Origin of the sequence: Spirulina sp. CCNP1310, assembly GCF_034932185.1 — a bacterium.
GTDB lineage: Bacteria > Cyanobacteriota > Cyanobacteriia > Cyanobacteriales > Spirulinaceae > Spirulina.
This window is the reverse complement of the sequence record NZ_JAYGHW010000093.1, coordinates 65,341-89,618: the sequence shown is the minus strand read 5'-3', so window position 1 is coordinate 89,618 and position 24,278 is coordinate 65,341. Positions and strand designations below refer to the sequence as shown.

19 protein-coding genes and 1 pseudogene are annotated in these 24,278 nt (G+C 51.8%); 13 read left to right on the top strand and 7 right to left on the bottom strand.

Annotated features, from left to right (window positions below):
• The 5 genes from VB712_RS17340 (at nt 1) to VB712_RS17320 (ending at nt 4,258) form a co-directional block, all read left to right on the top strand.
• Nucleotides 1–2,715, top strand: a complete 2,715-nt coding sequence (locus VB712_RS17340) for a tetratricopeptide repeat protein (RefSeq protein ID WP_323257007.1) — start codon at nt 1–3, stop codon at nt 2,713–2,715.
• A gap of 110 nt (nt 2,716–2,825) precedes the next feature.
• Nucleotides 2,826–3,047: a hypothetical protein gene (locus VB712_RS17335; protein ID WP_323257005.1), complete on the top strand. Its 222-nt coding sequence runs from the start codon at nt 2,826–2,828 to the stop codon at nt 3,045–3,047.
• Nucleotides 3,037–3,426, top strand: coding sequence for a type II toxin-antitoxin system VapC family toxin (locus tag VB712_RS17330; protein WP_416236383.1), 390 nt, complete (start codon nt 3,037–3,039; stop codon nt 3,424–3,426). The genes VB712_RS17335 and VB712_RS17330 overlap by 11 nt, the downstream gene beginning before the upstream one ends.
• Before the next feature lie 192 nt (nt 3,427–3,618).
• Nucleotides 3,619–3,852: a FitA-like ribbon-helix-helix domain-containing protein gene (locus tag VB712_RS17325; protein WP_323257001.1), complete on the top strand. Its 234-nt coding sequence runs from the start codon at nt 3,619–3,621 to the stop codon at nt 3,850–3,852.
• Entirely contained in the window at nt 3,839–4,258 is a 420-nt protein-coding gene (locus VB712_RS17320) for a type II toxin-antitoxin system VapC family toxin (protein ID WP_323256999.1), read from the top strand. The genes VB712_RS17325 and VB712_RS17320 overlap by 14 nt, the downstream gene beginning before the upstream one ends.
• 30 nt (nt 4,259–4,288) lie before the next feature.
• Here VB712_RS17320 and VB712_RS17315 read toward each other — a convergent pair.
• Both VB712_RS17315 and tsaD read right to left on the bottom strand, forming a co-directional pair.
• Nucleotides 4,289–4,648 (bottom strand): annotated as a pseudogene (locus VB712_RS17315) (Uma2 family endonuclease); the annotation flags it as partial.
• On the bottom strand, nt 4,641–5,732 hold the full coding sequence (gene tsaD / locus VB712_RS17310) for a tRNA (adenosine(37)-N6)-threonylcarbamoyltransferase complex transferase subunit TsaD (RefSeq protein ID WP_323256997.1): 1,092 nt from the start codon (nt 5,730–5,732) through the stop codon (nt 4,641–4,643). The pseudogene VB712_RS17315 and the gene tsaD, both read right to left, overlap by 8 nt.
• A gap of 163 nt (nt 5,733–5,895) precedes the next feature.
• On the opposite strand from tsaD, the gene VB712_RS17305 reads away from it, so the two are divergent.
• From VB712_RS17305 to VB712_RS17290, 4 genes are all read left to right on the top strand, one after another.
• Nucleotides 5,896–6,390, top strand: a complete 495-nt coding sequence (locus tag VB712_RS17305; protein ID WP_323256995.1) for a Photosystem I reaction center subunit III — start codon at nt 5,896–5,898, stop codon at nt 6,388–6,390.
• Nucleotides 6,391–6,445: 55 nt separating this feature from the next.
• A complete protein-coding gene (gene psaJ, locus VB712_RS17300) occupies nt 6,446–6,565 on the top strand; it encodes a photosystem I reaction center subunit IX (protein WP_323256993.1) in 120 nt (39 codons plus the stop codon).
• A 162-nt stretch (nt 6,566–6,727) separates the two neighbouring features.
• The gene (locus tag VB712_RS17295; RefSeq protein WP_323256991.1) at nt 6,728–7,636 is read left to right on the top strand and encodes a DMT family transporter; all 909 of its coding nucleotides are present in this window, start codon (nt 6,728–6,730) and stop codon (nt 7,634–7,636) included.
• Between the two features lie 692 nt (nt 7,637–8,328).
• Nucleotides 8,329–8,523 carry a hypothetical protein gene (locus VB712_RS17290; RefSeq protein ID WP_323256989.1) on the top strand — a complete coding sequence of 65 codons (195 nt, stop codon included), beginning with the start codon at nt 8,329–8,331 and terminating at the stop codon, nt 8,521–8,523.
• On the opposite strand, the gene trmFO is transcribed toward VB712_RS17290, so the two are convergent.
• The 4 genes from trmFO to VB712_RS17270 all read right to left on the bottom strand — a co-directional run bounded on the left by trmFO (nt 8,474) and on the right by VB712_RS17270 (nt 12,380).
• Nucleotides 8,474–9,820 carry an FADH(2)-oxidizing methylenetetrahydrofolate--tRNA-(uracil(54)-C(5))-methyltransferase TrmFO gene (gene trmFO, locus VB712_RS17285; protein ID WP_323256987.1) on the bottom strand — a complete coding sequence of 449 codons (1,347 nt, stop codon included), beginning with the start codon at nt 9,818–9,820 and terminating at the stop codon, nt 8,474–8,476. The two genes, VB712_RS17290 and trmFO, sit on opposite strands and share 50 nt — an antisense overlap.
• Nucleotides 9,821–9,900: 80 nt before the next feature.
• Nucleotides 9,901–11,433 carry an AMP-binding protein gene (locus tag VB712_RS17280; RefSeq protein WP_323256985.1) on the bottom strand — a complete coding sequence of 511 codons (1,533 nt, stop codon included), beginning with the start codon at nt 11,431–11,433 and terminating at the stop codon, nt 9,901–9,903.
• Nucleotides 11,430–11,915 (bottom strand): GAF domain-containing protein, encoded by a 486-nt coding sequence (locus VB712_RS17275; protein ID WP_323256984.1) that lies wholly within the window; start codon nt 11,913–11,915, stop codon nt 11,430–11,432. Before VB712_RS17275 ends, VB712_RS17280 begins: the two co-directional genes overlap by 4 nt.
• Nucleotides 11,916–12,179: 264 nt before the next feature.
• A complete protein-coding gene (locus VB712_RS17270; protein WP_323256983.1) occupies nt 12,180–12,380 on the bottom strand; it encodes a heavy-metal-associated domain-containing protein in 201 nt (66 codons plus the stop codon).
• Nucleotides 12,381–12,589: 209 nt separating this feature from the next.
• Between VB712_RS17270 and VB712_RS17265 the strand changes: the two genes are divergently transcribed.
• The 4 genes from VB712_RS17265 to VB712_RS17250 all read left to right on the top strand — a co-directional run bounded on the left by VB712_RS17265 (nt 12,590) and on the right by VB712_RS17250 (nt 21,997).
• A complete protein-coding gene (locus VB712_RS17265; protein ID WP_323256981.1) occupies nt 12,590–14,536 on the top strand; it encodes a PAS domain-containing sensor histidine kinase in 1,947 nt (648 codons plus the stop codon).
• Entirely contained in the window at nt 14,529–14,924 is a 396-nt protein-coding gene (locus VB712_RS17260; RefSeq protein WP_323256979.1) for a response regulator, read from the top strand. Before VB712_RS17265 ends, VB712_RS17260 begins: the two co-directional genes overlap by 8 nt.
• A complete protein-coding gene (locus VB712_RS17255) occupies nt 14,921–16,432 on the top strand; it encodes an ATP-binding protein (RefSeq protein WP_323256977.1) in 1,512 nt (503 codons plus the stop codon). The genes VB712_RS17260 and VB712_RS17255 overlap by 4 nt, the downstream gene beginning before the upstream one ends.
• 87 nt (nt 16,433–16,519) lie before the next feature.
• A complete protein-coding gene (locus tag VB712_RS17250) occupies nt 16,520–21,997 on the top strand; it encodes a PAS domain S-box protein (protein ID WP_323256975.1) in 5,478 nt (1,825 codons plus the stop codon).
• Between the two features lie 345 nt (nt 21,998–22,342).
• On the opposite strand, the gene VB712_RS17245 is transcribed toward VB712_RS17250, so the two are convergent.
• Nucleotides 22,343–23,881 (bottom strand): adenylate/guanylate cyclase domain-containing protein, encoded by a 1,539-nt coding sequence (locus tag VB712_RS17245; RefSeq protein ID WP_323256973.1) that lies wholly within the window; start codon nt 23,879–23,881, stop codon nt 22,343–22,345.
• Nucleotides 23,882–24,278: the final 397 nt, after the last annotated feature.

Sequence of the window (24,278 nt, the reverse complement as noted above, 5' to 3'; positions counted from 1 at the left end):
ATGGATTTAGTCACCGATCGCCCGCAACGTTTATTCGTCTCGATGGCCGTCCTCGCGGGGGGAGCGATTTGTGGTGGTTTGTTGGGAACGATCGCCACGGCGGTTTCTGGGGGCATTGTTGCCAATGAAATGCTTCCCCATCATCTCAACCATAATGCGGTAAGGCTCCGGGGGAGTGGGGACAAGTTAGCGAATCATGATCTGACGCAGGCGACGGGGTTTGCCATTGCCTTGATTATTAAGGCGATCGCTGAGGCTGGCACTTATCCCCAATCGACGCAGCAGTTAACCCAGTTGGAGAAAAAGCAGTTGACCGAGTTGGCGGAAGGGACGCTGAAGGTATGGCAGGCGGTGGCTCAAGAGTTGGAGGCGGGTAAGTTTGAGTTAATTCTGGAAACAGGGACTTCTGATCTCTTTAAGCAGGGGACGGTGGGTTATGTGAATCAGAAAGTTTTGGAGGTGGAGAATTGGCGGGAGTTGTTATACGCTTGGCTTTGTCCGCAGGCGGGGGTGGATTTACCGGAGTATGTGTTGGCGGAGGTGGCGACGCAGTTACGGGATAAGTTTGCTTTGGCGCTGCGGGAGGTGTTGAAGGCGGATTTTGAGGCGGGGGGGAAGGCGTTTGCGGGGTTAACGTTGTCGTTGTTGGGGGAAATTCGGGGGGTTTTGGCGGAGTTGCAGCAATCCAGTCCGGAGGGTGTTTTAGCGGAGTTGGGGCAAGCTTTGGGGGATGTGGAGCAATTGCGGCAGGAGTTGGCCGGGAATGGGGAACGGTTTCGGGAGTTGGGACGGCAGATTGATGCAGGTTTTGGGGATGTTCTCCATGAGTTGGGGGTGACTCAGGCTCAAATTGCGGTGGTGCAGCTTTGGTTACGAGAGGAGTTATCTGGTTTAAAACAAGACATCAAAGAAGGCTTTGCAACCACGAATGAAAAGCTAGATATATTAATTGATGGCTTTAATGATTTTAAAAAAGGGGGAGAAGCTACATCTTCGGTTGGTGTTTTTTATAGTGACGATTTACGCCCCCAAGTTACCAACTTTCAAGGGCGACAAGCAGAAAAGCAAAGGATTCAAAGCTTTCTAGATGATGAAAATGAAAATTTAATCATCATTTTTGGCATTGCTGGCATGGGTAAAACTTCGTTGGCAGTAACCTTGTTTAACCAGCAGGATGATTTCCAGAATAAATTTTGGGCTGACTTACGAAACTCGCCATCTTTTTCGATCTTGGCACAGCGCATTCTTAAGCAGTTGTGGCAATTGGAGTCTGAGGAGTTATTGAACCAAAAATTAAACAATAGAGGGTTTCCGAATGTTGGATTGCAAACTATTTTAATAAAAGAGTTGGAAGTTGATTTTTTATTGGTACTGGATAACTTTGAATCTGTTTTGCATGATGCTGAGTATCAAGGCTTTCTTCTGCTTTGGTTAGAGACTTACTCAAAAACTAAAATTATTGTCACGACGCAGGAAATTCCAACGGGGATTCCTCACAAAATTCAGGAGGAATCGATCCTGAGATTAAATAAGGGCCTGTCGATTCAAGAGGGAATTGCTTTTTTAACTGAGGAGAAAGTTAAGGGATCGGAAGCGGAGTTGCAGGAATGGGTGGAAATTGTCCAAGGTCATCCTCTAACGTTGAAGTTTGTTGGTAGTTATCTTGCTGAAGAAGATGATGATGAAAAGATTACCAGTTTTAAGGAGGAATTGAAGAGTGTAGGTATTGCAAGGTTGATGGAACATCCTCAGATTAAGGGTCGCCATCATGCAGAAGAAGTGCAGTTGGTGGCGGTGTTGGATGCGAGTTTTAATCGTTTGGCGGCGGGGTTGCGGGGGGTGTTGTTGTCGTTGGTGGTGTTGCGGGGGGGGTTTGATGCGGGGGTGGCGAGTGCGATGGTGGGGGAGGAGGTGACGGGGAAGGTGTTGCGGGGGTTGATGCGGCGGGGGTTTTTGTTGGAGGAGCAGCGGGGATTTTTTACGTTTCAGCCGTTTATTGGGGAGTATTTGAAGTTTAAGGTGGGGGATTTAAGGGAGGCGCATTTAAGGGCCATTGAGTTTTATCAGAGTCGGTTTAAGTCCCGTGGGGAATGGGAGACGGTGGAGGATGTGCGGGAATATTTGGAGGTGTTTTATCATCGCTGTGAGTTGGGAGACTATGAAGCGGCGTTTGATGTGATTTATGATGGTGGGAATATTGATCAGGATGTTGATAATTTCCTGAACTTACGGGGCAATAATTTACTCCGGGTTGAACTTTACCAGCAGTTGGTGAAGCATCTCCCAGATCACCACAACTGGCGATATACTGCTTCTTTAACCTCGTTAGGCAATGCTTACGAGTCCCTAGGACGCTACCAGGAGGCGATCGCCTTTTACGAGCAATCTCTGGAGATTCAACGAGAGATTGGGAACAGACGGGGGGAAGCTAGTTCTTTAATGGCTTTAGGTAATTCATATCAAAAAGCAGGCAGAATCAAAGAAGGATTCGCCGCTGTTCAACAAGGACAGGCCATTTTGCAAGAATTAGATTTGCCCCTAGATGCCTATCCCTATCCCAAATGGGCAAAAGCCATCGGCAAATTTGCCCAACGCAGCACATTTAACCTAATTTTGTGCTTTATTTTAGGTCTGTTTGCCTTCCCCTTCGCCCTCATTTGGATTATCGCCCTCACCCTGTACCGTATCATCCGCAACCTCTTCCCCCACCCCTAACCCCAGAAACCGGGTTTTTGCCAAAACCTCAGCAAAAAACGAAAAAATCAAAGCAACCCGGTTTCTCTGCCCAAAAATGTTAAGATCACAACAAAGAGGACAATATGAATATGCCTATCATTGAAGAAGTCGTCGAACAATTGAAAATCATGCCCCAACACCTGCAATGCCAAGTGCTTGAATATGCCCGCTCATTAGCAAAAGCAAAAATTCAAGGCACACCCGGACAAAAACTATTGCACTTTGCTGGGCTGATTCCCCTCAACGACCTTCAGTTAATGCAAACAGCCATTGAACAAGATTGCGAGTTGGTAGATATCGATGAATGGTAGATTTTTGCTCGATACCAATATTGTGATTGCCCTCTTTGCCAATGAAGTACAAATCAAAGAAAATCTTGCCCAAGCCAACGCAATTTTTATTCCCAGCATTGTGATTGGCGAATTATCTTATGGAGCCAGAAAATCCGGGCGAGTTGAAGCAAATTTAGCCAAAATCGATCTATTTGTTGGCGATAGTACAATACTGGTGTGTGATACTGAAACGGCTCGGCAATATGGCGATGTTAAAAATCAATTGCGACTCAAAGGCCGCCCATTACCTGAAAATGATATCTGGATTGCAGCCCTTGCCCTACAGCACGATTTGATCCTCGTCACAAGAGATACCCATTTTCAAGCCGTGGAAATTTTACAAACAGTCGCTTGGTAAATATGTTTTATCCTGTCCACCAATTGATCAGCAACCTCCTCCCCCACCCCTAACCCCAGAAACCGGGTTTTTGCCAAAACCTCAGCAAAAAACGAAAAAATCAAAGCAACCCGGTTTCTATCCACAGAAGTGATATCAATGCTATCATCACAGTGAATCCTTCCATAGAACACCTTTCTAAGGAAACAATTTATGGCTAATTTAATTGTCCGCAACATTGACGATGCCATTGTCAACGCCCTCAAACAACGGGCCAGTCGTCACGGTGTCAGTGCAGAAGCCGAACACCGTAAAATCCTAGAGCAAGTCTTACTCCAACCCGCCCAAAAATCCTTTGCCGAAGTGCTTGCACTCATCCCCAACGTCGGCAACGATTCAGATTTTGAACGAGTGCAAGATGACACAGCCCATGATGTATTTACTTGATACCAACGTCATCAGTGAGTTGCGCAAACACAACAACGCAAACCCCGGTGTTCAGCAATTCTTTCAAAACGCCACCGAGCAAAATGCTCGCCTCTATATCAGTGTGATCACCCTTGGCGAACTTCGCCGAGGTGTCGAACGCATTCGCCATCGTGGAGATCAGCCACAAGCTGACCTTCTCGAAGCCTGGTTACAAACTATTTTAGAGGACTACACCGACCACATTCTCGATTTCACCACCACCGAAGCTCAGGTATGGGGACGCTTGCTTGTACCCCACCCTCAAAATGCCATTGACAAACAGCTAGCCGCTACCGCCCTAACCTGCGGGCTTACTTTGGTGACTCGCAATATCAGCGACTTTGCAGGAACAGGAGTAGATCTCATCAACCCATTCGCGGACTGAAGTCCGCACTACAAACTGAGTCCTTATGATATAGAAAAGCTGCTTGGCCGCCATCTCCCGATGGGTATTGCTGGGGGATAAAATTTCAAACACCACTTGGGGGGGAATATTGTCCTCCAGCCATTGCTTATAACTACCCCGATCCTCCTGCGGAGACGCTGCGCGATCGCCCGCCGGCCGCCCCAACACCACCATCGCATCGGGAGCTTGACAGGGGGCCGGGGGTCGCTCCACCTGCACCGGATACCACAGCAGATCCCCCGCCACAAAGGCGGTTTGCTCTGCGAAAAGGTGCTTGAGATTCGTTACCAAATAGACAATCCAATCATATTGCACCGTATTCTCTGCCATCGGCTGACCATCAGAATCGGGATAAAGGGTGTCAACCATACAACGACATCACCTCCGTAATCCCCAACCGCGACTGTACCCCCAACGTTAAGGGCGATCGATGCCCCATCCGCAAATGCTCCACCCCCGCACAGGCAATCATCGCCGCATTATCCGTGCAGAACTTCAACGGCGGGAAATGAACCGCCAAACCCTGGGGAGTGGCGGCAGCTTCGAGGTGTTTCCTTAAGGCACTATTCGCCGCCACACCCCCCCCGATCGCAATTAAGGGTAAATCATGGTCAAGGGCGCAGGCGATCGCCCGTTTCGTGAGCGATCGCGCCACCGTCTCCTGAAAACTCGCCGCAATATCCGCCACCGGCAACGCTTCCCCCTCAAACCCCTGCACCAACCGCAACACCGCCGTTTTCAACCCGCTAAAACTGCAATCATAGGGGTGATAGCCCTGGTTATTCGGCAGGGAAACCCGGCCCTCTGGGAGGGGAAAAGCGTTGGGGTTGCCCGTTTTGGCGATGCGGTCAATGGCCGGCCCACCGGGATAACCCAAACCCAATAGCCTCGCCACCTTATCAAACGCCTCCCCCGCCGCATCGTCCCGCGTACTGCCCAACTGCTGATAATCCCCACAGCCCCGCACCTGGATCAGGCTCGTATGGCCGCCGGACACCAAGAGGCAGAGGAAAGGCGGCTCAATCTCAGGATTGCTGAGATAGGTGGCGTAAATATGGCCCTCTAGGTGGTGAATCCCTAAAAAAGGCTTGCCGTGAACCATCGCCAGGGTTTTACCCACCGTTGCCCCCACCAACAACGCCCCCACCAATCCCGGCGCAGTGGTGGCGGCAATGCCATCAATCTGATCCCAACTCAAACCCGCCTGGGCCAACGCCTGATCTAAACAGGGGTTGATCATTTCCAAATGCTGACGGGCCGCCAATTCCGGCACAACCCCCCCATAGAGCCGGTGGAGGTCGATTTGGGAGGCGACGACATTACTGAGGAGGGTGCGATCCGCGTTAGCGTACCTATCCGCGTTAGCGTACCTATCCGCGTTAGCGTACCTATCGCCCACCACCGCCACCGCCGTTTCATCACAACTGGTTTCAATTCCCAAAACAGTGAGCATCGTTTCAAAATCCTGCGAATTTTGCCCGCAAATGTGTCAACTTCTGTTACAAATCCTTTAACTGGGTTAACCCCTCGGAGTAAGATTGCGACGATTGTACCGGCAATTGCTGCCATTTTTGTGTACATGAATCTTATTGTTTCGTAACAAAAGGTAACATTTCATGCGGAAGTTGTTGGCTTTAATTCTCATGGCGACGTTGTGGCTCAACTTTGCCCCCGCCGCCTCAGCAGATGACTATGGTCTAGTCCCCTGTAGTGAATCTCCTGCCTATATCCAAAAGTCTAAATCGTTTCGGAACACCACCGCTGACCCCGAATCTGGGCAAAAACGCGCCGAACGCTATTCCCAAGCCCTCTGCGGCCCCGAAGGCTATCCTCACCTGATTGTCGATGGTCGTTGGGATCATGTTGGTGATTTCACGATTCCGAGCTTGATCTTCCTCTATATTGCGGGTTGGATCGGCTGGGTCGGTCGCGCTTATATGATCGCGATCCGTGCCGGTAAAGATGCTGAAATGAAAGAGATCATCATCGATGTCCCTCTGGCATTTAAGATGATGCTCGGCGGTTTCACCTGGCCCTTGGCGGCGTTGGCGGAATTTACCAGCGGTAAACTGACGGTTCCGGATACGGAAGTGCCAATTTCCCCCCGCTAGACGTGGTGAACACCTTTAAATTTTTGTTTGCATCAATTCATTGGGAGAACCTTTCATGACTAAATTTCTTTCCACCGCTCCGGTGCTGATCATGGCACTATTGACGTTTACGGCTGGTTTGCTGATTGAATTCAATCGCTTTTTCCCCGATTTGCTGTTTCACCCCCTCCAGTAATCCTGAGGGTTGAAGGGCGATCGCCAGATCACTAACCTAAATCGTTGAGTGTTTAAGACTCGCAATTCCCCTGAGGGTTGCGGGTTTTTTGTGGGCTTGACGCTGATCCAACCCCGCCGCATGGCTGGAAATTCCCCATTGATCGAATCTTGAGGCTCACGAATGTTTAACCTGATCACACCTTGGGCGGGCGAGTTGGCGGCATTGGCGGGGGCGATGTTGTGGGCGATCGCCTCCCTGATCTATGCCCGTATTGGTGCAAATATTCGCCCCTTGGTGCTGAATTGGCTCAAGGGGGCGGTGGGGATTGTCCTGATCCTCTGTACCCTAATGCTCCTGCGCTCCCCTTGGCCCATCGCTCCCCCCGCCCAATTTGCCATCCTGATGTTTAGCGGTGTGATTGGCATTGGCTTAGGGGATACCGCCCTGCTCAAAGCCCTCATTGCCCTAGGAGCGCGGCGGGGCATCTTAATGGAAACCTTAGCCTCTCCCTTCACGGCCCTCCTGGCCTGGGTGGTCTTGGGGGAAACCTTAAACACCGTTGCGATTGTGGGCATTCTCCTCACCCTTGGGGGGGTGACTTGGGTAATTACCGAAAAAATCCCCGCCACAACCCACAGCGGTTCCGGTGTGGGGATGGGACTATTGTGGGGGAGCTTGGCCGCCTTGGCCCAAGCCGTGGGCATGGTGTCATCCCGATTTATTTTGGTGGATCAGAGCATTTCGCCCCTCTGGAGTAGCCTGATTCGGTTAACGGGGGGAGCAGGGGTTTTGCTGCTGTTGTTGTGGCGACAACAAGGGCGATGGATGCCAGGGGTGAGCCTGCCGCGTTTATCGGGGCGGGCTTGGGGGGCTGTGATCATTGCCGCCACGGGGGGAACCTATTTGGGCATTTGGTTGCAGCAAATTGCCTTGCAATTAGCCCCCGCTGCCATTGCTCAAACCTTGATGGGAACCAGTCCCATTTTTATCTTGCCGTTGGTGGCATTGTTGGGGGAAAAGGTCAGTTTACGGGCGGTGATCGGCGTAGGGGTGGCGATCGCCGGTATTGCTCTTTTATTCCAGTCGTGAACCCCCAACAAATTTCACCGATTATTACAGTTTAAACCGATACAATTAAAGTAAACAATCCGCAAAAATTAAATTTGCTTAATATTTTTATAGAGGCAAGCTTGAAGCGGAATTTGCTGGCGGAGGTAGGAGGCTCAATCCCCATAGGGCCAAGCTGGGTTGCAGATCTATAGCACGAGCCACAATCATGAGGAGTCAGTTTTTATTACAGCCTTCATCTGCTCCCCTCCTTCGCAGTGCGGACTTCAGTCCACTCCCTCTGGGTTTCAGCGATTACATTAACCCCCTTGGCTACGGCTCTAAACCGTCCTCCGTTGAATCGCTCCCCCATAGATCACCTTAAGGTTAAAGGGAGCAAAGATCCGCAAATTTGCCCATTTGCTTTTTTTCCAAACTACGATAATTTGCGATCAGGCGTTGATCAAGATCAGCGGTCAAACTGTATTTTTACTTACAAAAAATTAGTTATTTTCGATACAACAATCATTGAGTCGATTTGGATAAGATGAGCTTATCAAGCCATGGGTTGAAGATTGAATTCTTATTAAGTTTCACGCGGATTTATACCCATTTACATTAGGTTTTCGTACCATAGATCATAGGGGATCGCCTTTTTGAGACCTCCCCCAGATAAAATCCTCCATTTAATTTAGTTGGTATTTATGATTCCTTGTCCTTGTTGCTCTCAACCCATGGTTAATCATGCTCACCGGAGCCGTATCTATTGGTTTTGCCCCCACTGCCATCAAGAAATGCCCGATCTCCTCAATGTGATGATGACGAAACGCCAGCATGATCGGGCCCAGGCGGAAGCCCGTTGCCTATCAACCCTCAGCCTCAGCCCTTCGCCACCGGAGGAGACGAACTTAGACTATGCCATATCTTGAGATCTGCTAGGGCGCGATCGCGATACACCCCATAGCGATCGCGCTTACTGCGAATTTTCTGCTCTAAGGGCGGGATAATCCCAAAATTGGGCGGCATGGGTTGAAAATGTTTCGGGGAAGCAGAGGTGATGAAATCCACCAACGCCCCCAACATCGTTGTTTTCGGCGGTACAATCGGCCGTAACCCTAAAACTAAACGGGCGGCATTGGTTCCCGCCAGCCAGCCCCCCGCAGCGGCGGCGGTGTAGCCCTCTGTCCCCACCAATTGCCCAGCGGCCAGGAGGGTTTCCCGTTGGTGGAATTGCAAGGTGGGGGCGAGGAGTTGGGGGGAATTGATGAAGGTGTTGCGGTGCATCACACCCATGCGGACAAATTCGGCATTTTCCAACCCCGGAATGAGGCGAAACACCCGTTTTTGCTCTCCCCAACGCAAATTAGTTTGAAATCCGACCAAGTTCCATAACTGGCCGGCTTTATCCTCTTGGCGCAGTTGGGCAACGGCATAGGGGCGATCGCCCTCCGGATCGCGGGGATCTTTCAACCCCACTGGCTTAAGGGGGCCATAGCGCATCGTTTCTTCTCCCCGCTGGGCCTGCTCCTCAATGGGTAAACAGCCCTCAAAAAATTTCGCCGTTTCCCGCTCAAAATCCTTCACCGGGGCCTGCTCGGCGGTGCGTAATGCCTCCCAAAAGGCTAAATACTGCTCACGGGTAAAGGGGCAGTTTAAATAAGCCGCCTCGCCTTTGTCGTAGCGGGAGGCGCGAAAGGCAATTTCAGCGTTGATCGAATCCCCAACAATAATCGGGCTAGCGGCATCAAAAAAGCTGAGGTAATCCATGCCGGTAAACCGTTGGAGGTCGGTGGTGAGGGCGGGACTGGTGAGGGGGCCGGTGGTGAGGACGGCGATCGCTTCATGGGGGAGGGTTTGGACTTCTTCCCGTTGGAGCGTGATCTGGGGATGGTTGGCGAGGGTTTGGGTGAGGTCGTGGCTAAATACGCCCCGATCCACCGCTAAGGCTCCCCCAGCGGGGACGGCATGGGCATCGGCTTTGGCAATCACAATCGAACCCAAATGGCGCAGTTCGGTATGAAGGAGACCAGCGGCGCGATCGCTCGCCAAGGCCCCAAAGGAATTACTACAAACCAATTCCGCCAATTCTTCGGTATGGTGGGCGGGGCTGGTTTGCACTGGGCGCATTTCATGCAACACCACATCAACCCCCGCCTGAGCAATCTGCCAAGCGGCTTCTGTCCCCGCTAAACCCCCCCCAATGACATGAACAGGTTGATTCACCATAAATCCCTCCTTAAAAAAGACCGTCTCCCATTGTAGGGGCGAAAAATTTTTCGCCCCCATTTTCGCCCCCAACTTCGCCCCTAGGGGATGCCCAGGCACTTAAACAAACGGGGATAATCAACCTTAGCGCCGTGGCGACGCTCCACAGGAATTTTCGCCATGGGTGCAATGCGATCCAATTGGGCCCAAGCCAACTGCATCTTTAAACCCGCATAATCTTGGGGTTGATAACCCCAGAGCCATTGCACATATAACACCCGCTGCCCCCGTTGGCTGACCACCGCCGATCGCACCACGCCGGGCCAATCATTAGCCACCGCCTCCACGGCCCAGGGGTAGAGCAGCCCCCGTTCATCTTCAATCAACCCCACGACCCGCCCCAACAGCCAGAGCCGCCCTTGGGGGTCTTGATAGCCCAGATCGCCGGTACGATGCCAGCGTTGGCCCTTGAGGGTGAATTGGTGGGGACTGTGGGGAATGGTCAGGATATGGGGGCCCGTAACGCAGATTTCCCCCGGTTCGCCAGGGGAGACGGTGATTTGGGCGAAAGCTTCGGGGCTTTCGGGGTTGGGGCTGCGGGGGGTGATGATTTTGAGCGTGATTGCAGAGATGGGCGGCCCCACCAATAACCCTTGGCCGTGATGGGGGCGAGCCGCGATCGCGCACCTATCGTTCTCCCTTACCGTCATCTCTGCATCAACTTGCTGGGCAATGGGTTCGGCTTCCGTTGCACCATAGACGATCGCAATCTCGGCTTGGGGGGCGAGGGCTTGGAGATGGGCGAGGAGTTTTAAGCCCACGGGAGCGCCACCGATGAAGATTTGCTCAAGGTGGGATAGGGTTTGCCCTTGAGCCGCTTGAACAAGGCGGGTGAATACCGTAGGGGAGGCCACCAGCCGCTGAATATTAGCCGATTGGATCAATTCAAAGAGCCGCCGGCCAGGAATTTTGGGCAGTGGTTGCACCGGAAAATCCGGCAACACCAACCGCCCCCCCGCCCCTAAATGGGCCAAACCAAACAGGGGCAAAATGCCTAACTCCCGCGATCCGGGTTGGGATTGCAAAATGGGAGCGAGGGCTTCGCCTTGGGCTTGGAGTTGACGGTGCGATCGCTCGATTAATTTCGCCTCACCCGTACTCCCACTGGTAAACGTGATCAAGGCGATCCCATCGGGATCAGGTTCCTCGCCACCAATCCCACCATCCACAGGATTGCGCCCCAAATCCCCCAAGGTGAGCCGCTGGGGAATCCGCCCCAAGGCCGGTACAAACCTCGGTAATCCCCACAACAGCAACCGGGGCGCAATCCAAGCCTGCGGTTGCAACGCCTCACAAGCCCGGCCCAAGGCCGCCCGCCCCACCTGGGGAGACAAGGCCACCACCACCGCCCCCACCTGCCAGAGGGCCGCCAAAATCCCGTACAGTTCCACCGATAACCCCACCATCAGCAGAACGCGATCGCCCCTTTTCAACCCTCGCCGTTGCAAATCCGCCGCCCAGCGATGGCTCAGGGCTGCCCAAGCTTGAAACGTTAGCCCCTGGCCCCCCCGTTGGAGGGCTATGTGATCAGGACAAGTTTGGCTCCAATGGTGTAGCCGCTGGATCAGACTCACCGCTGTTGAAGTTGGCGGGCGATCGCCTTAGCCCCCGCTTCCATCGCCGTAATATCACTATCAAACCAAGGGCGGGGCGTGAGTTGATGGGCAATCAGTAACCCCCATAATGTGCCATGGGTGAGGATCGGGACGGCTAAATTGGCTCGCACCTGGATCGTGCGCAGAAAATCCCGATGGCAGGGATGGATCGCCTCCGTTTCAATGTCCGGGATCGCCCGTACCCGTCCCTCCTGATAAAGTTGGGCATAGTCTTGGTTGAAACAGTCATCGGCCCCGGTGGAGCCAAAAATCGATAAATGGGGAGAGCGCAGGGCCTCAAACGTGACTTGACCCGACCAAGGGCGGTAGAAGTAATAGAGTAGAACGCGATCGCAATCTAAATCCTGGCGCAATGCTTGGGTTGTGGCTTGAATCAAGGCATTGTGCTGGAGTTTCTGGGCGAGTTGATGAGCAAGACGGCGCAGGCCAAGGTCAGGCATGGGCTTTGGGAATAGGATCATCCCCCATCCTAGCCTGTTCTTTGCTCAAGATTAACCACTTGATTGCGTCCGCTCGTTTTGGCTTGAAACAGGCCTTGATCTGCCCGTTGGAAGAGGCTGCGGCCTTCCCAATCATCGCTGAGATCAAACGTTGCTACCCCAATACTGAGGGCAATGGTGAGGCAACCTGAAGCCCAGTCCCCTCCATGAACAGCCCTTCTAGCAAACTATTAACCATTGCCAACCGGGAAAAGTAGCTATGGATTAATGCGCCGTAACTTCGTGACCCGCCGCCTCAATCCACCCTTGTACCTGTTGGAGATCACTCGCCTCAGTAACCGTCACAAGCTGCTGATCGAGATCAGCGCTGACCGTCGCATTAGGGAGATGGGCAGTGATTGCCGCCGTAATCGTTTTCACACAAGCACCACAAACCATAGTGGGAACTTTCAGTTGGATAGACATAGGAATAAATCTAGATGCATGGTTAATGGGCTGACTTTATATTTTAAACCCTTCCCCTCTGTTCGTCATGAGGACTTCAGTCCTCTCCCCCCCCTGAGCAGGTTTCCCCAAAGTCTAAAGCCAGTGGCACAATGGGAGAAGAAAGTAGCTTAAGCTCCTTTTTGCGGGCTGTGCAGCCACGGATCTTCCTTTCAGCCTTTCAAGACCCTATGCTCATCTCCAGCGGACTACCTTATTCCTCCCCCTTCCTGGGCGATCGCAGGATGGCAAGCATCCTCCCCCTAGCTCTCAACTGGGCAGATTCACCACAAATGCTTTGGGGAGGGGTTGTCCTCGGCGCGATCGCCCTTCTCACCGTCATCTTTCGCCAAATCCAACAAATTACCGAGCGCACCGAAGCCCTAGCAGAAAAAGCCGCCCAACTCGAACGCAGTGAACAGCAAAACCGGGCGATGCTCCAAGCCATTCCCGACCTGATGTTTCGCATGAATCGCCAAGGGCAATACCTCAACTATGTCCAATCGCGGGAACTAGAGGATTTTTTTACCGATGATCAGCAAGTCAACACAGATCCCCAATTGCGAGCCGATGCCGATCCCCAATTGATCGAGCAGTTATTTAACCGGCAAGTGGTCGCCATGGAGCAGGCCCTCGCCACAGGGGAAGTGCAATATTACGAACAAACGGTCGCCTGTAGGAATCACTTCCAATACGAAGAGGTGCGGGTTGTGCCTAGTGGCCCCGATGAAGTCTTGTTTATAATTCGGGATATTAGCGATCGCAAACAAGCCGAATTAGCCCTCAAAGCCAACCAAGCGGAAACCCGTGCTTTGATCAACGGTTTGCCGGATCTGCTCATGCAGGTGGATCGCCACGGCAACTATCTTGAAGCCGCCTGTTCTCACTTTTTTGAAAGTATTGTTCCCGTGGATAGCCTTGTGGGGAAAAATCTCACCGAAACCTTACCGGCAAAGGTGGCCCATCAACGCCTTGAGATGATCCAACTTGCCCTCGATACCCAGACCATTCAGCGCTATGAATTTACCTTAGAAATTGATCATAAGCTCCTCTATCAAGAGGCGCGAATTGTGCCGATGGAGGGGGAAAAAGCCCTGATTATTGTTCGCGATATTACAGATCGTAAACAAGCAGAACTCGCCCTCCAAACCGCCCAAGATGAATTAATTCAAGCAGAAAAAATGGCCGCCTTGGGGCAATTGGTGGCGGGCATTGCCCATGAAATCAATACCCCCCTAGGGGCGATCCGCTCCTCAGCGGGGAACATGACCAAATATTTAGAGCAAACCCTCGCCCAATTGCCTGCTCTGCTACAAACCTTAAACCTCAAACAAACTCAGGAATTTGTCGATTTACTCCAACGGGCCATGCACACCACCCCCCTCACCTCCGCCAAAGCCGAGCGCAAACTCCGCCGCAGCTTGGGCAATGAATTGATCGCCCAAGGGGTGAGCAATGGGGAGGCGATCGCCGAACTCCTCGTCCTCATGGGGGTTTATACCAACATTCACACCATGATCCCCCTCCTGCAATCTGCCCAGGCCGATCAAGTGATTACCATGGCCTACAAGCTCTCCGGCCTGGCCCGCAGCACCCAAACCATCAACACCGCCACCCAGCGAGCCTCGAAAGTCGTCTTCGCCCTCAAAAGCTACGCCCACCAAGACCATTCCGGCGAAAAAATCCCCGTCCAACTCACCGATGGCATTGAAACCGTCCTCACCCTCTACCACAACCAACTCAAGCGCGGCATTGAAGTCGTCCAAAACTACCAACCCCTGCCGCCGGTTTGGTGTTACCCCGATGAACTCAATCAAGTGTGGACAAACCTAATCCACAATGCCATCCACGCCATGCAGCAACAGGGAACCCTGACGATTAGCACTCAATCCGGTGGGGATCACGTCCATATCCAATTTACCGATACCGGCATTGGCATTCCCATTGAAATTCAGCACCGCATTTTTGAACCTTTTTTTACCACCAAAGCCACAGGGGAAGGGAGCGGTTTAGGATTGAATATTGTCCAGAAAATCATTGATAAGCATGAAGGCCAGATTCAGCTAACCAGCCAACCCGGTTCCACCACGTTCACCATTTCCTTACCCATTCACCCCCCTAAACCCCACCATGTCTAAGCCTGTGATTCTCTGTGTTGACGATGAACCCATTGTCCTCGAAAGCCTGCGATCGCAGCTTCGGGAAGCCTTTGGTGAATGTTACATCTACGAAGTTGCCCAAGATGCCGACGATGCCCTCGAAGTGATTGACGAAATCCAAGCGGAATGCACCGATATTATCCTGATCGTCTCCGATTGGTTGATGCCCGGTATGAAGGGGGATGAGTTTCTGATCAAAGTCCATCAACGCTTTCCCCATGTCGTCAAAATCATGCTCACCGGCCAAGCCGATGAGGCCGCTATTCAACGGGTACAGGATGAAGCCAACTTACACAAATGTCTATTTAAACCTTGGTCAGAAATTGAACTGATCACCACCATTCAATCAGGATTGGCACAGTTATGAAGCGTCCGGCAATTATTTGTGTCGATGATGAACGGATCATCCTGGAAAGCCTCCGGGATGAGTTACGCAATAACCTTGCGGGCGACTTCATGATTGAACTCGCAGACGGTGGCCATAGCGCCCTGGAATTGGTGACGGAATTATTGGAGGAAGGCTACCCCCTACCGCTGATTATTTCCGACTACATCATGCCGGATATGCGCGGCGATGAATTACTGGCGAAAATTCATCAAATCTCCCCCCAAACCCTCAAGGTGATGTTAACGGGACAAGCCACCATTGACGGCGTTTCCCACGCCATCCAACACGCCAAGCTCTACCGCTACATTGCCAAACCCTGGGAATCGGAAGATTTAAAGCTGACGGTGATTGAAGCCCTCAATGCCTATCAGCAGGAGCAAAAACTCGCTGCCCAACATCAAGAATTGCGCAAACTCAACCAAGCCCTAGAGGAAGCAAACCTCTCCCTAGAGCAGCGGGTGGCGGAACGCACCCAGGAACTTTCCAAGGCTTTAGAAAGTCTCAAAATGGCCCAGGAAAGTTTAATTCAGTCGGAAAAAATGGCCGCCTTGGGGCAGTTGGTGGCCGGCGTGGCCCATGAGATTAATACCCCCATGGGGGCGATCCGGGCTTCCATTGGTAGTTTAAATACGGCGTTGATGCGATCGCTCTCGGATTTACCCCTCTTATTTCGTACCCTCTCCGAGGAACGGTGGGCAGATTTTCAACATTTATTAACCATCACCCAAAATCATCAAGATGTCCTCATTTCCCGCGAGGAACGCAAAGCTCGGCGGCGGTTAACCCAAATCTTGCAGGACTACGGTTTGGAGCAAGCAGAGGAATTAGCCATGAAGTTGATTCTACTCGGCATTACCGAGGGGGTTGAACCCCTCCTGCCCCTGCTCCGTTCCCCCGATTGCGATCTGGTGCTTAACACCGTCCATACCCTGGCCATTCAACGCAATAGCGGCAAACGCATCCAACTGGCAGTAGAAAAAGCCACCCAGATTGTCTCCGCCCTCAAGAGCTACGCCCGCCAAAGCAATAGCAGCGAAATGACGGAGACGGACTTATGTAAAAATATTGATCTAGTTTTAACGATTTATCACAATAGTCTGAAACAAGGCATTGAGGTCAAGAAGGATTACAATAAAGTACCCTTGATTTTCTGTTATCCCGACGAACTGACGCAGGTTTGGACAAACTTAATTCACAATGCCATTCATGCCATGGATGGTCAGGGTGAAATTACGATCCAGATTCAACAGGTTGAAAGCGATGTTATCGTTAAATTTACGGATACTGGCCGTGGGATTCCCCCAGAACTCCACCTTAAAATTTTTGATCCGTTCTTCACAACGAAAGCGGTGGGGGAGGGGAGTGGTATGGGTTTGAGTATCGTTCAGCGCATTATTGAACGTCATCGGGGCCAGATTCAGGTGGAGAGTGAACCCGGTTTTACAACATTTATGGTCACATTGCCCCTTTCCCCAAAGCCTAAATAGTTGACCGCTCTACCCCTACATCACACCCCCCATCCATGGGCGGGGCAATGCGCAAAATGATTGCAAACTGACAATTGAGGATAATCCATGGGCAAGCCGACCATTATTTGTGTAGACGATGAGCAGTTGGTATTAGCCAGTCTGCGGGATTCCCTCCATCAGGCCCTGGGTAATGAATATGTGGTGGAAATTGCCGAAAGTGGTGAGGAGGCCCTGGAACTGATTACCGAACTGTTGGCCAGCGCCACGGAAATCCCCTTAATCATCAGTGATCAGTTAATGCCGGGCCTGAAGGGGGATGAGCTACTGGCGGAAATTCACCGCTATTCTCCCCGCACGCTGAAGGTGATGCTCACGGGCCAAGCCACGCCGGACGCGGTGGGCCGGGCGGTTAATCATGCCAATTTATATCGCTACATTCCCAAACCTTGGAGCGGCTTGGGCTTAATTGAAATGGTTAAGTCTGCCCTGGAGCAGTATTTTCAAAATCAAGATGTCCATGAGGTGAATTCTGTTTTAGAGGAGCTTAATGAGCAACTGGAGCAGGAAGTGCAGTTGCGCACAGCAGCGCTCCAACAACATGTCAATTTAGAGAAATTAATTGCGGAAGTGTCCACGCAATTTTTAAATACTAGCTTTGTGGCCATTGATGAGGGGATTAATGAGGCATTAGCGAAGTTTGGTTGTTTTTTCCGGGTGGATCGGAGCTATGTATTCCGTGTTGACTCCACCCGCCAGGAGGTTTGTTGTTCCCATGAATGGTGTGGGCTGGGGATTCAGTCCTATCGGGATCAGCTGCAAAACTTGCCGATTATTGCCATGCCTTGGTTGTTTAACCAGTTGGCGGCGGGAGAAACCGTGCTGATTCCGGCGGTGGCGGATTTGCCCTCGGTGGCGGTGGCGGAGCGGGCGGAATTCCAAATGGAAGGGATTCAATCATTGATCTGTGTGCCGGTGATGGTGCAGGAGCAATGGGTGGGGTTTGTGGGCTTTGATTTGGTGCAGTCGCAACAAGCTTGGCCGGAGCAGGTGATTCATGCACTGCGGATGATTGGGGAATTATTTGCGGGGGTGATCTATCGACAGCAGCAGGAGTTGTCGTTGATTGAAAAGGAGGAGCGGTTTCGGGGCGCTTTTGATAATGCCGGGATTGGCATGGCGATTCTGGGGTTAAATAATCAGTTTTTGCAGGTGAATCCGAAACTCTGTGAGATGTTGGGTTATACAGCCCAGGAGTTAAAAAGATTAACGTTTTTTGATGTGACACACCCGGAAGATGGACGGATTAATTACACAAAACGCCAGCAGTTGTTTCGGGATGTGATTAATAGTTATCAGTTGGAAAAACGTTATATTACCAAAATGGGGGAGGTGATTTGGGTGTTGTTAAATGTGGCGTTGGTGCGGGATCATCGCCATCAACCTTTGTATTATGTGACGCAGGTTCAGGATATTAGCGATCGCAAACGCATGGAACTGGCGCTCCAAAACAGTGAGCGACAAATGCGGGAAATTACCGATGCCATTCCAGGGGTGGTTTACCGTTATCACTACCGGGAGCAGGAGCCGGATTATTTGTCCTTTATCAGTCAAGGGGTGGAGCAAATTTATGAGATCTCTGCGGTGGAAGCCTGTGCCGATGTCAACCGCTTGTTTGCCATGGTGTTGCCAGAGGATCTTCCTGCTCTCCAAGCTTCTATTGTGGCCTCAGCCCAAAGGGGAGAACCTTGGAGTTCAGAACACCGCATTCGTACCCCCAGCGGTCGCGTCAAATGGTTACAGGGGCGATCGCAACCCAGCTATCAGCCCGATGGTTCCCTAGTTTGGCATGGCATTATCGCCGATGTCACGGAAATTAAGCAGGCTGAATTAGAGCTAGAGGAAACCCGGCGACGGCTTCAGTCCCTCACGGAAAATATACCGGGGATGCTCTACACCCTCGCCCAAACTGGGGATGAGTTTCGCTTTCTTTTCGCCAGTGCTGGCTGTGAAACGCTGTTTGGGGTAACACAGGAACAAGTCTTAGCCGATAGTTCAGTGTTGTTAGCCCACATTCATCCCGATGATGTTGCAGGCTATCGGGAAAGGGTGGTGGCCTCAAGGGTGAATTTGAGTCATTTCAGCTATGAATGGCGACATGTGATGCCCTCCGGTGAAATAGTGTGGTTGATGGGCAATTCTACCCCCCATCGGCAACCGGATGGCTCGATTCATTGGCATGGTTTAGTGCTGGATGTGAGCGATCGCAAGCGCATGGAATTGGCCCTCCAAAATCGGGAGCAGGAAATCCGCGATATTACTGACGCTGTACCGGGGATGGTGTACCGCTACCACCGCTGTCCCGATGGTGAGCATTATCTTTCCTTTGTCAGTCGCGGGGTGGAGCAGATCTATGAGATCTGTGCGGAAGCAGTTTATGAGAATGCTAACCGGCTCTTCGGCCAAGTCATCCCGGAAGATATCCCGGATTTATATGCTTCCATTCTCAGATCAGCGGAAACCTTAGAACCTTGGAATTTTCAACATCGGATCTGTACCCCTAGCGGTCGCGTCAAATGGTTACAGGGGCGATCGCACCCCAACCAACAGGCCGATGGCTCTGTGGTTTGGCATGGCATCCTCACTGATGTTACGGACATCAAGCAGGCTGAATCGGAGCTAGGGGAAACCCGGCGGCGGCTGGAGGCCCTGAATGCCAATTTACCCGGCATGATCTACACGATGCACCAAACCGGGGAGGGCCTGCGGTTTGTCTATGTGAGTAGCACTTGTGAGCGAATGTTTGGTATGAAGCCGGAGGCAATTCTCGCCGATCCGATGGTTTTGGTGGGGGGGATTCATCCGGAGGATTTACCGGAATATGAGCGCAAAATGATCGAGGCAACGACCCATCTCACCCCCTTTAGCCATGAGTGGCGGCAGATTCTCCCCTCTGGGGAAATGATCTGGAATTTGGTTAATGCCACACCGGATCCGCAGCCCGATGGCTCGGTGTATTGGCATGGTTTGGCGATGGATGTGGGCGATCGCAAAGAAACGGAGTTAGCCCTGCGCCACAGCGAAACCCGCAATCAAATGATGCTCGATGCCATCCCCGATTTAATGATCTTTATGGATGCCAATGGCCGCTATATCAGCCGGTTTAGCTCCACCTACACGTTAGATTTAGTTTCCCATATTTCCGATCAGGAATTGGTACAAACAACCGTCCTAGAGACTTTGCCCCCCGCCATTGCTCAAAAACATCTTGATGGCATTCATCACGCCCTAGAGACCCAAACAGTTCAGCAGTTTGAGCAGGAATTTACCATCGGCGATCGGGTGCAATACGAAGAGGTGCGGGTGATTCCCTACCGCAAAGACCGGGTGTTGTTGATTATTCGGGATATTAGCGATCGCAAACAAGCAGAATTAGCCCTCCAGGACAGTGAAGCCAAAACCCGCGCCATCATTGAAGCCCTCCCGGATCTCCTGATTCGGATGCGTCAAGATGGCTGTTGTCTTGAAGTTCATTGTGCTGACTATTTCCACGGCATTAAACCCGCCCAGGAGATGATTGGCCACAATCTACGAGAAATCCTCCCACCAGCAGCCGCAGCCCAGCAATTAGCTGCAACCCAACAAGCCTTAGCCACAAAGGAAATGCAGCATTATGAATATCCCCTCGAATTTGGCGATCAAAAGCTGTGGCGAGAAGTGCGCATTGTCCCCCTGCGCCACAATGAAGTCTTGATTGTCGTGCGGGATCTCACCGCCCGCAAAGCGATGGAAGAATCGCTGCGGCGCAGTGAAGCCACCAACCGCGCTCTCCTCCAAGCCATCCCCGATATTTTGATCCAAGTGAATCGTCAGGGGCAGCGGTTGAATATTTTTGCCCATGATATCAACGCCCTGTACAATCCCAATTCGATCGCCATCGGTGGCAATATCCGCGATTCCCTCCCCCCGAAGGTGGCCGAGCAACGGCTGCAATTAGTGGCCCAAGCCCTCGATACCGGAGAAGTCCAAGCCTATGAATATACCCTAGAGATTGCGGAAGAACTGCGTTATCAAGAGGCGCGAATTGTCCCCATTCTCGATGATCAGGCCTTAGTGATTGTCCGGGATGTCACCCAACAGAAACGGTTTGAACTGGAGCTAAAACAGGCTAAGGAAGCAGCGGAGGCGGCCAACGTCGCCAAAAGTAGTTTTCTGGCCAATATGAGCCACGAATTGCGCACGCCCCTCAATGCCATTTTAGGCTTTGCCCAAGTGATGGAGCGAGATGGCAATCTTGACCCCCAAAACTTTACCAATTTACAAACGATTTTGCGCAGTGGCGATCATCTTTTAGCCTTAATTAACGATATTTTAGACCTCTCGAAAATTGAAGCGGGCCGGTTAACGGTGGATATTCAGCCCATTGATTTGCCCAATTTGGTGGATTCGGTTTATGGATTGCTTTATCAACGGGCGATTAGTAAAGGGATTAGCTTCAGCGTTGAGCTTGCCCCAGATTTGCCGCCTTTTGTGCTGACCGATGGGGGTAAGGTGCGACAAATTTTGGTGAATTTGGTGGGCAATGCGATTAAATTCACGGATCACGGAAGGGTAAGGTTGGCGGTGACTCGTCAACCGACGCTGAATAATCCCGATGGGATTCGTTTTTGTGTAGAAGATACTGGTATAGGAATTGATCCGATGGATCAAGAACGCATTTTTGAAGCCTTTGAACAAACTCAAGCGGGGACAATGAACCCCGACGGCACTGGCCTAGGGTTGACGATTACCCAACGGTTTGTCGAGTTGCTCCAAGGAACAATCACCCTCGCCAGTACCCCCGGTCAAGGCAGTACGTTTTGTGTGATGCTGCCGATGGTGGCCACAGAACTGGCTCCGGTGGAGATTTTTTCGGTGAATCAGCGGGTAGTGGCTTTAGCTCCAGGCCAACCGTCGGTGAAGGTGTTGGTGGCGGATGATCATGAGGCGAATCGGTTGTTTTTGGTGCAGTTGTTGGGGTTGGTGGGGTTTGTGGTGATTGAGGCGAGGACGGGGGAGGAGGCGATCGCCCAATGGCAAACCCAGCAGCCCGATGTGATCCTCATGGATCTGCAAATGCCCGAAATCGATGGATTTACCGCCACCCGCCACATTCGGGAACAGGAGAGCGCCAAGCAAAGCTACACCCCGATCATTGCCCTCACCGCCAGTGTTTTCCCCCAAGACCGCAACGAGGCGATCGAAGCGGGTTGTGATCAATTCCTCAGCAAGCCCTGTCCAGAGGAGGAACTGTTTGAAAAACTAGCGGATGTTCTGGGGCTAACCTACGAATACGAAACCATAACCCCCGATATTGCCACCCCTCCCCCCAGCACCCTCAAGGCCACAGACTTGGAGGTCATGCCCAAGGATTGGATCGAAGCCCTCTACCAAGCGGCAATCCTCTGCTATGACACCCAAGTCAACCAACTCATTGCCCAGATTCCCCCGGAGCAGGCAACGTTGCAAAAAATCCTCCAATACCATAACGACAATTTCGATATGGAGCCGATCATCGAAGCGGCACAACAGTTTTTGGAAATTTGAGTGGGGAGAGGGAAGAATTTTCAGGGCCGTTGGCATAAGCCTGCCGGAGGCACAAAAATTGTTTGCCTCTCTTCCCTCGATCCCCCCGGCTACGCCGACCCCCTTTTCAAGGGGGTAGTTTTCTTAAACCCTCCTTTTCAAGGGGGTAGTTTTCTTAAACCCCCCTTTTCAAGGGGGTAGTTTTCTTAAACCCCCCTTTTCAAGGGGGTAGTTTTCTTAAACCCCCCTTTTCAAGGGGGTAGTTTTCTTAAACCCCCCTTTTCAAGGGGGTAGTTTTCTTGAACCCCCCTTTTTAAGGGGGGCAGGGGGGATCCCGCTTCGCCGACCCCCTTGTAATAAGGAGGATTAGGCAGTGGGCGATCGCCTCAGCCAATAGGTATTCATCTTCCCCTTCCCCTTCACCGCAATTTCCCCCCGAGACTCTAAATGGAACTCATGGCAAAGTTGCTCATAGGTGGCTTGGGTGACTTGAATTTGACCCGCCTGCCCTTGGGACTCCATCCGTGAGGCCACATTCACCGTATCCCCCCAAAGGTCATAACCAAACTTCGTCACGCCAATCACCCCCGCCACCACCGGCCCCGTATTGATGCCAATGCGCAGCGCAAAATCTTGGCCCGTTTCCCCATTAAACTGAGCCACATAATCCAGCAAATCCAAGGACATCCGTGCCACCCGCGCCGCATGGTCATCGCAGGGATTAGGCAGCCCCGCCACCGCCATATAGGCATCCCCAATGGTTTTGATTTTCTCCAAACCATGGCGAGCCGCGAGATAGTCGAACTCCGAAAAGATCGTATTGAGGATTTCCACCAACTCCGTTGAAGACAGTTCCGTCGAAAGTTGGGTGAAATTGACCAAATCCGCAAAAACCACCGTCACATTGTCAAAACTATCGGCGATGGTATTGGTCTGGTTCTTGAGTCGTTGGGCGATGGGAGCGGGGAGAATGTTGAGCAGAAGTTGCTCAGAGCGAGCCTGTTCATCCCGGAGGGCCACTTCTGCCTCCTTACTGGCGGTGATATCCCGCGCTACCCAAATCACTAAATCCTGGGAAAGGGGGGAAATGTTGGCAGAAAACCAACGGGTATGTTCCTCTAAAGGCTCCTCTGAATCCGTTGTCTGATTGGGATTTAGGGGTAAGTTGGCAGAATCAAAAGCGTATTCAATCGTTGTGGTTTGCTGATTGTGTAACACCGTCTGAATCGTTGCGAGGTATTCATCCACCTGATCCGGGTTGACAAAATCCGCCAACGAATAGGGGTTTGCATCGTGATTGGCGGTGAAGCGGGCATGGTTAAACTTCGTGGGGGCTACCTTTTGACAGACCCCTTCCCCGTTGAACACCAAGATCATGTCATTCATGGCGGCAAATAGGGCCATCAATTCCGCCTCTGAGGCTTGGAGGGCTTTCTCGATCAGGATGCGATCGCGGATTTCCTGCTCTAACCGTTGGTTTTGATCCTCCAACGCCCGGCGCAAATAGAGCAAATGCAACTGATGCTCCACCCGCACCAGCACTTCCGCAAACTGAAAAGGCTTAGAAATATAATCCGCCGCCCCCACCCCGAAAGCCTTCACCTTATCCACCACATCACTAAGGGCGCTAATAAAAATCACCGGAATATGGCGGGTGACATCGCTATCCTTGAGGCGTTGACACACCTCATAACCATCCATCCGGGGCATATTAATATCCAACAGCACCAAATCCGGCGGCGAGACCTGGGAAGCCTTGAGGGCCATCTCACCACTGAGGACGCTACGAACCTTATACCCTTTGCGCATCAGCATGGATGAGAGTAACCGTAGATTGTGGGGCGTGTCATCCACAATCAAAATATCCGCAGTATCGGGTAACGGGAAAGCAGTAAACTCGGCCATCAAGGGACAGGGGGAGGGATAGACCTAAAAGCTGTCAGTCAGCAAAAATTCAAGGGACTCAGGATGATAGAGAGCATCATTGAGGGGGAGACGACCTAACCCCATTCTATTGTACGGGGTGATCTAGGTCACATTCAGGATTATTTACAAGTTTTTTGGGAGAGCAGCACCTAGATTGATCATCCGGATCATCCATCTTGGGCATTCATCTGTCTACCTAAAACCAGAGTGGCCTGGATCGGGTTGTGCGGATCGATTGGGAGAGAGAGGGGATGCTAACAAGGATTGAGACTTCATTGAGTATAAAACGCAAATCTGAAGTCTGAGCAGACTTGACCCCGATTAACATCAGAGACTGAGTGCGGCAAGATCGTCACAAATCTCTAACCCATTAAGA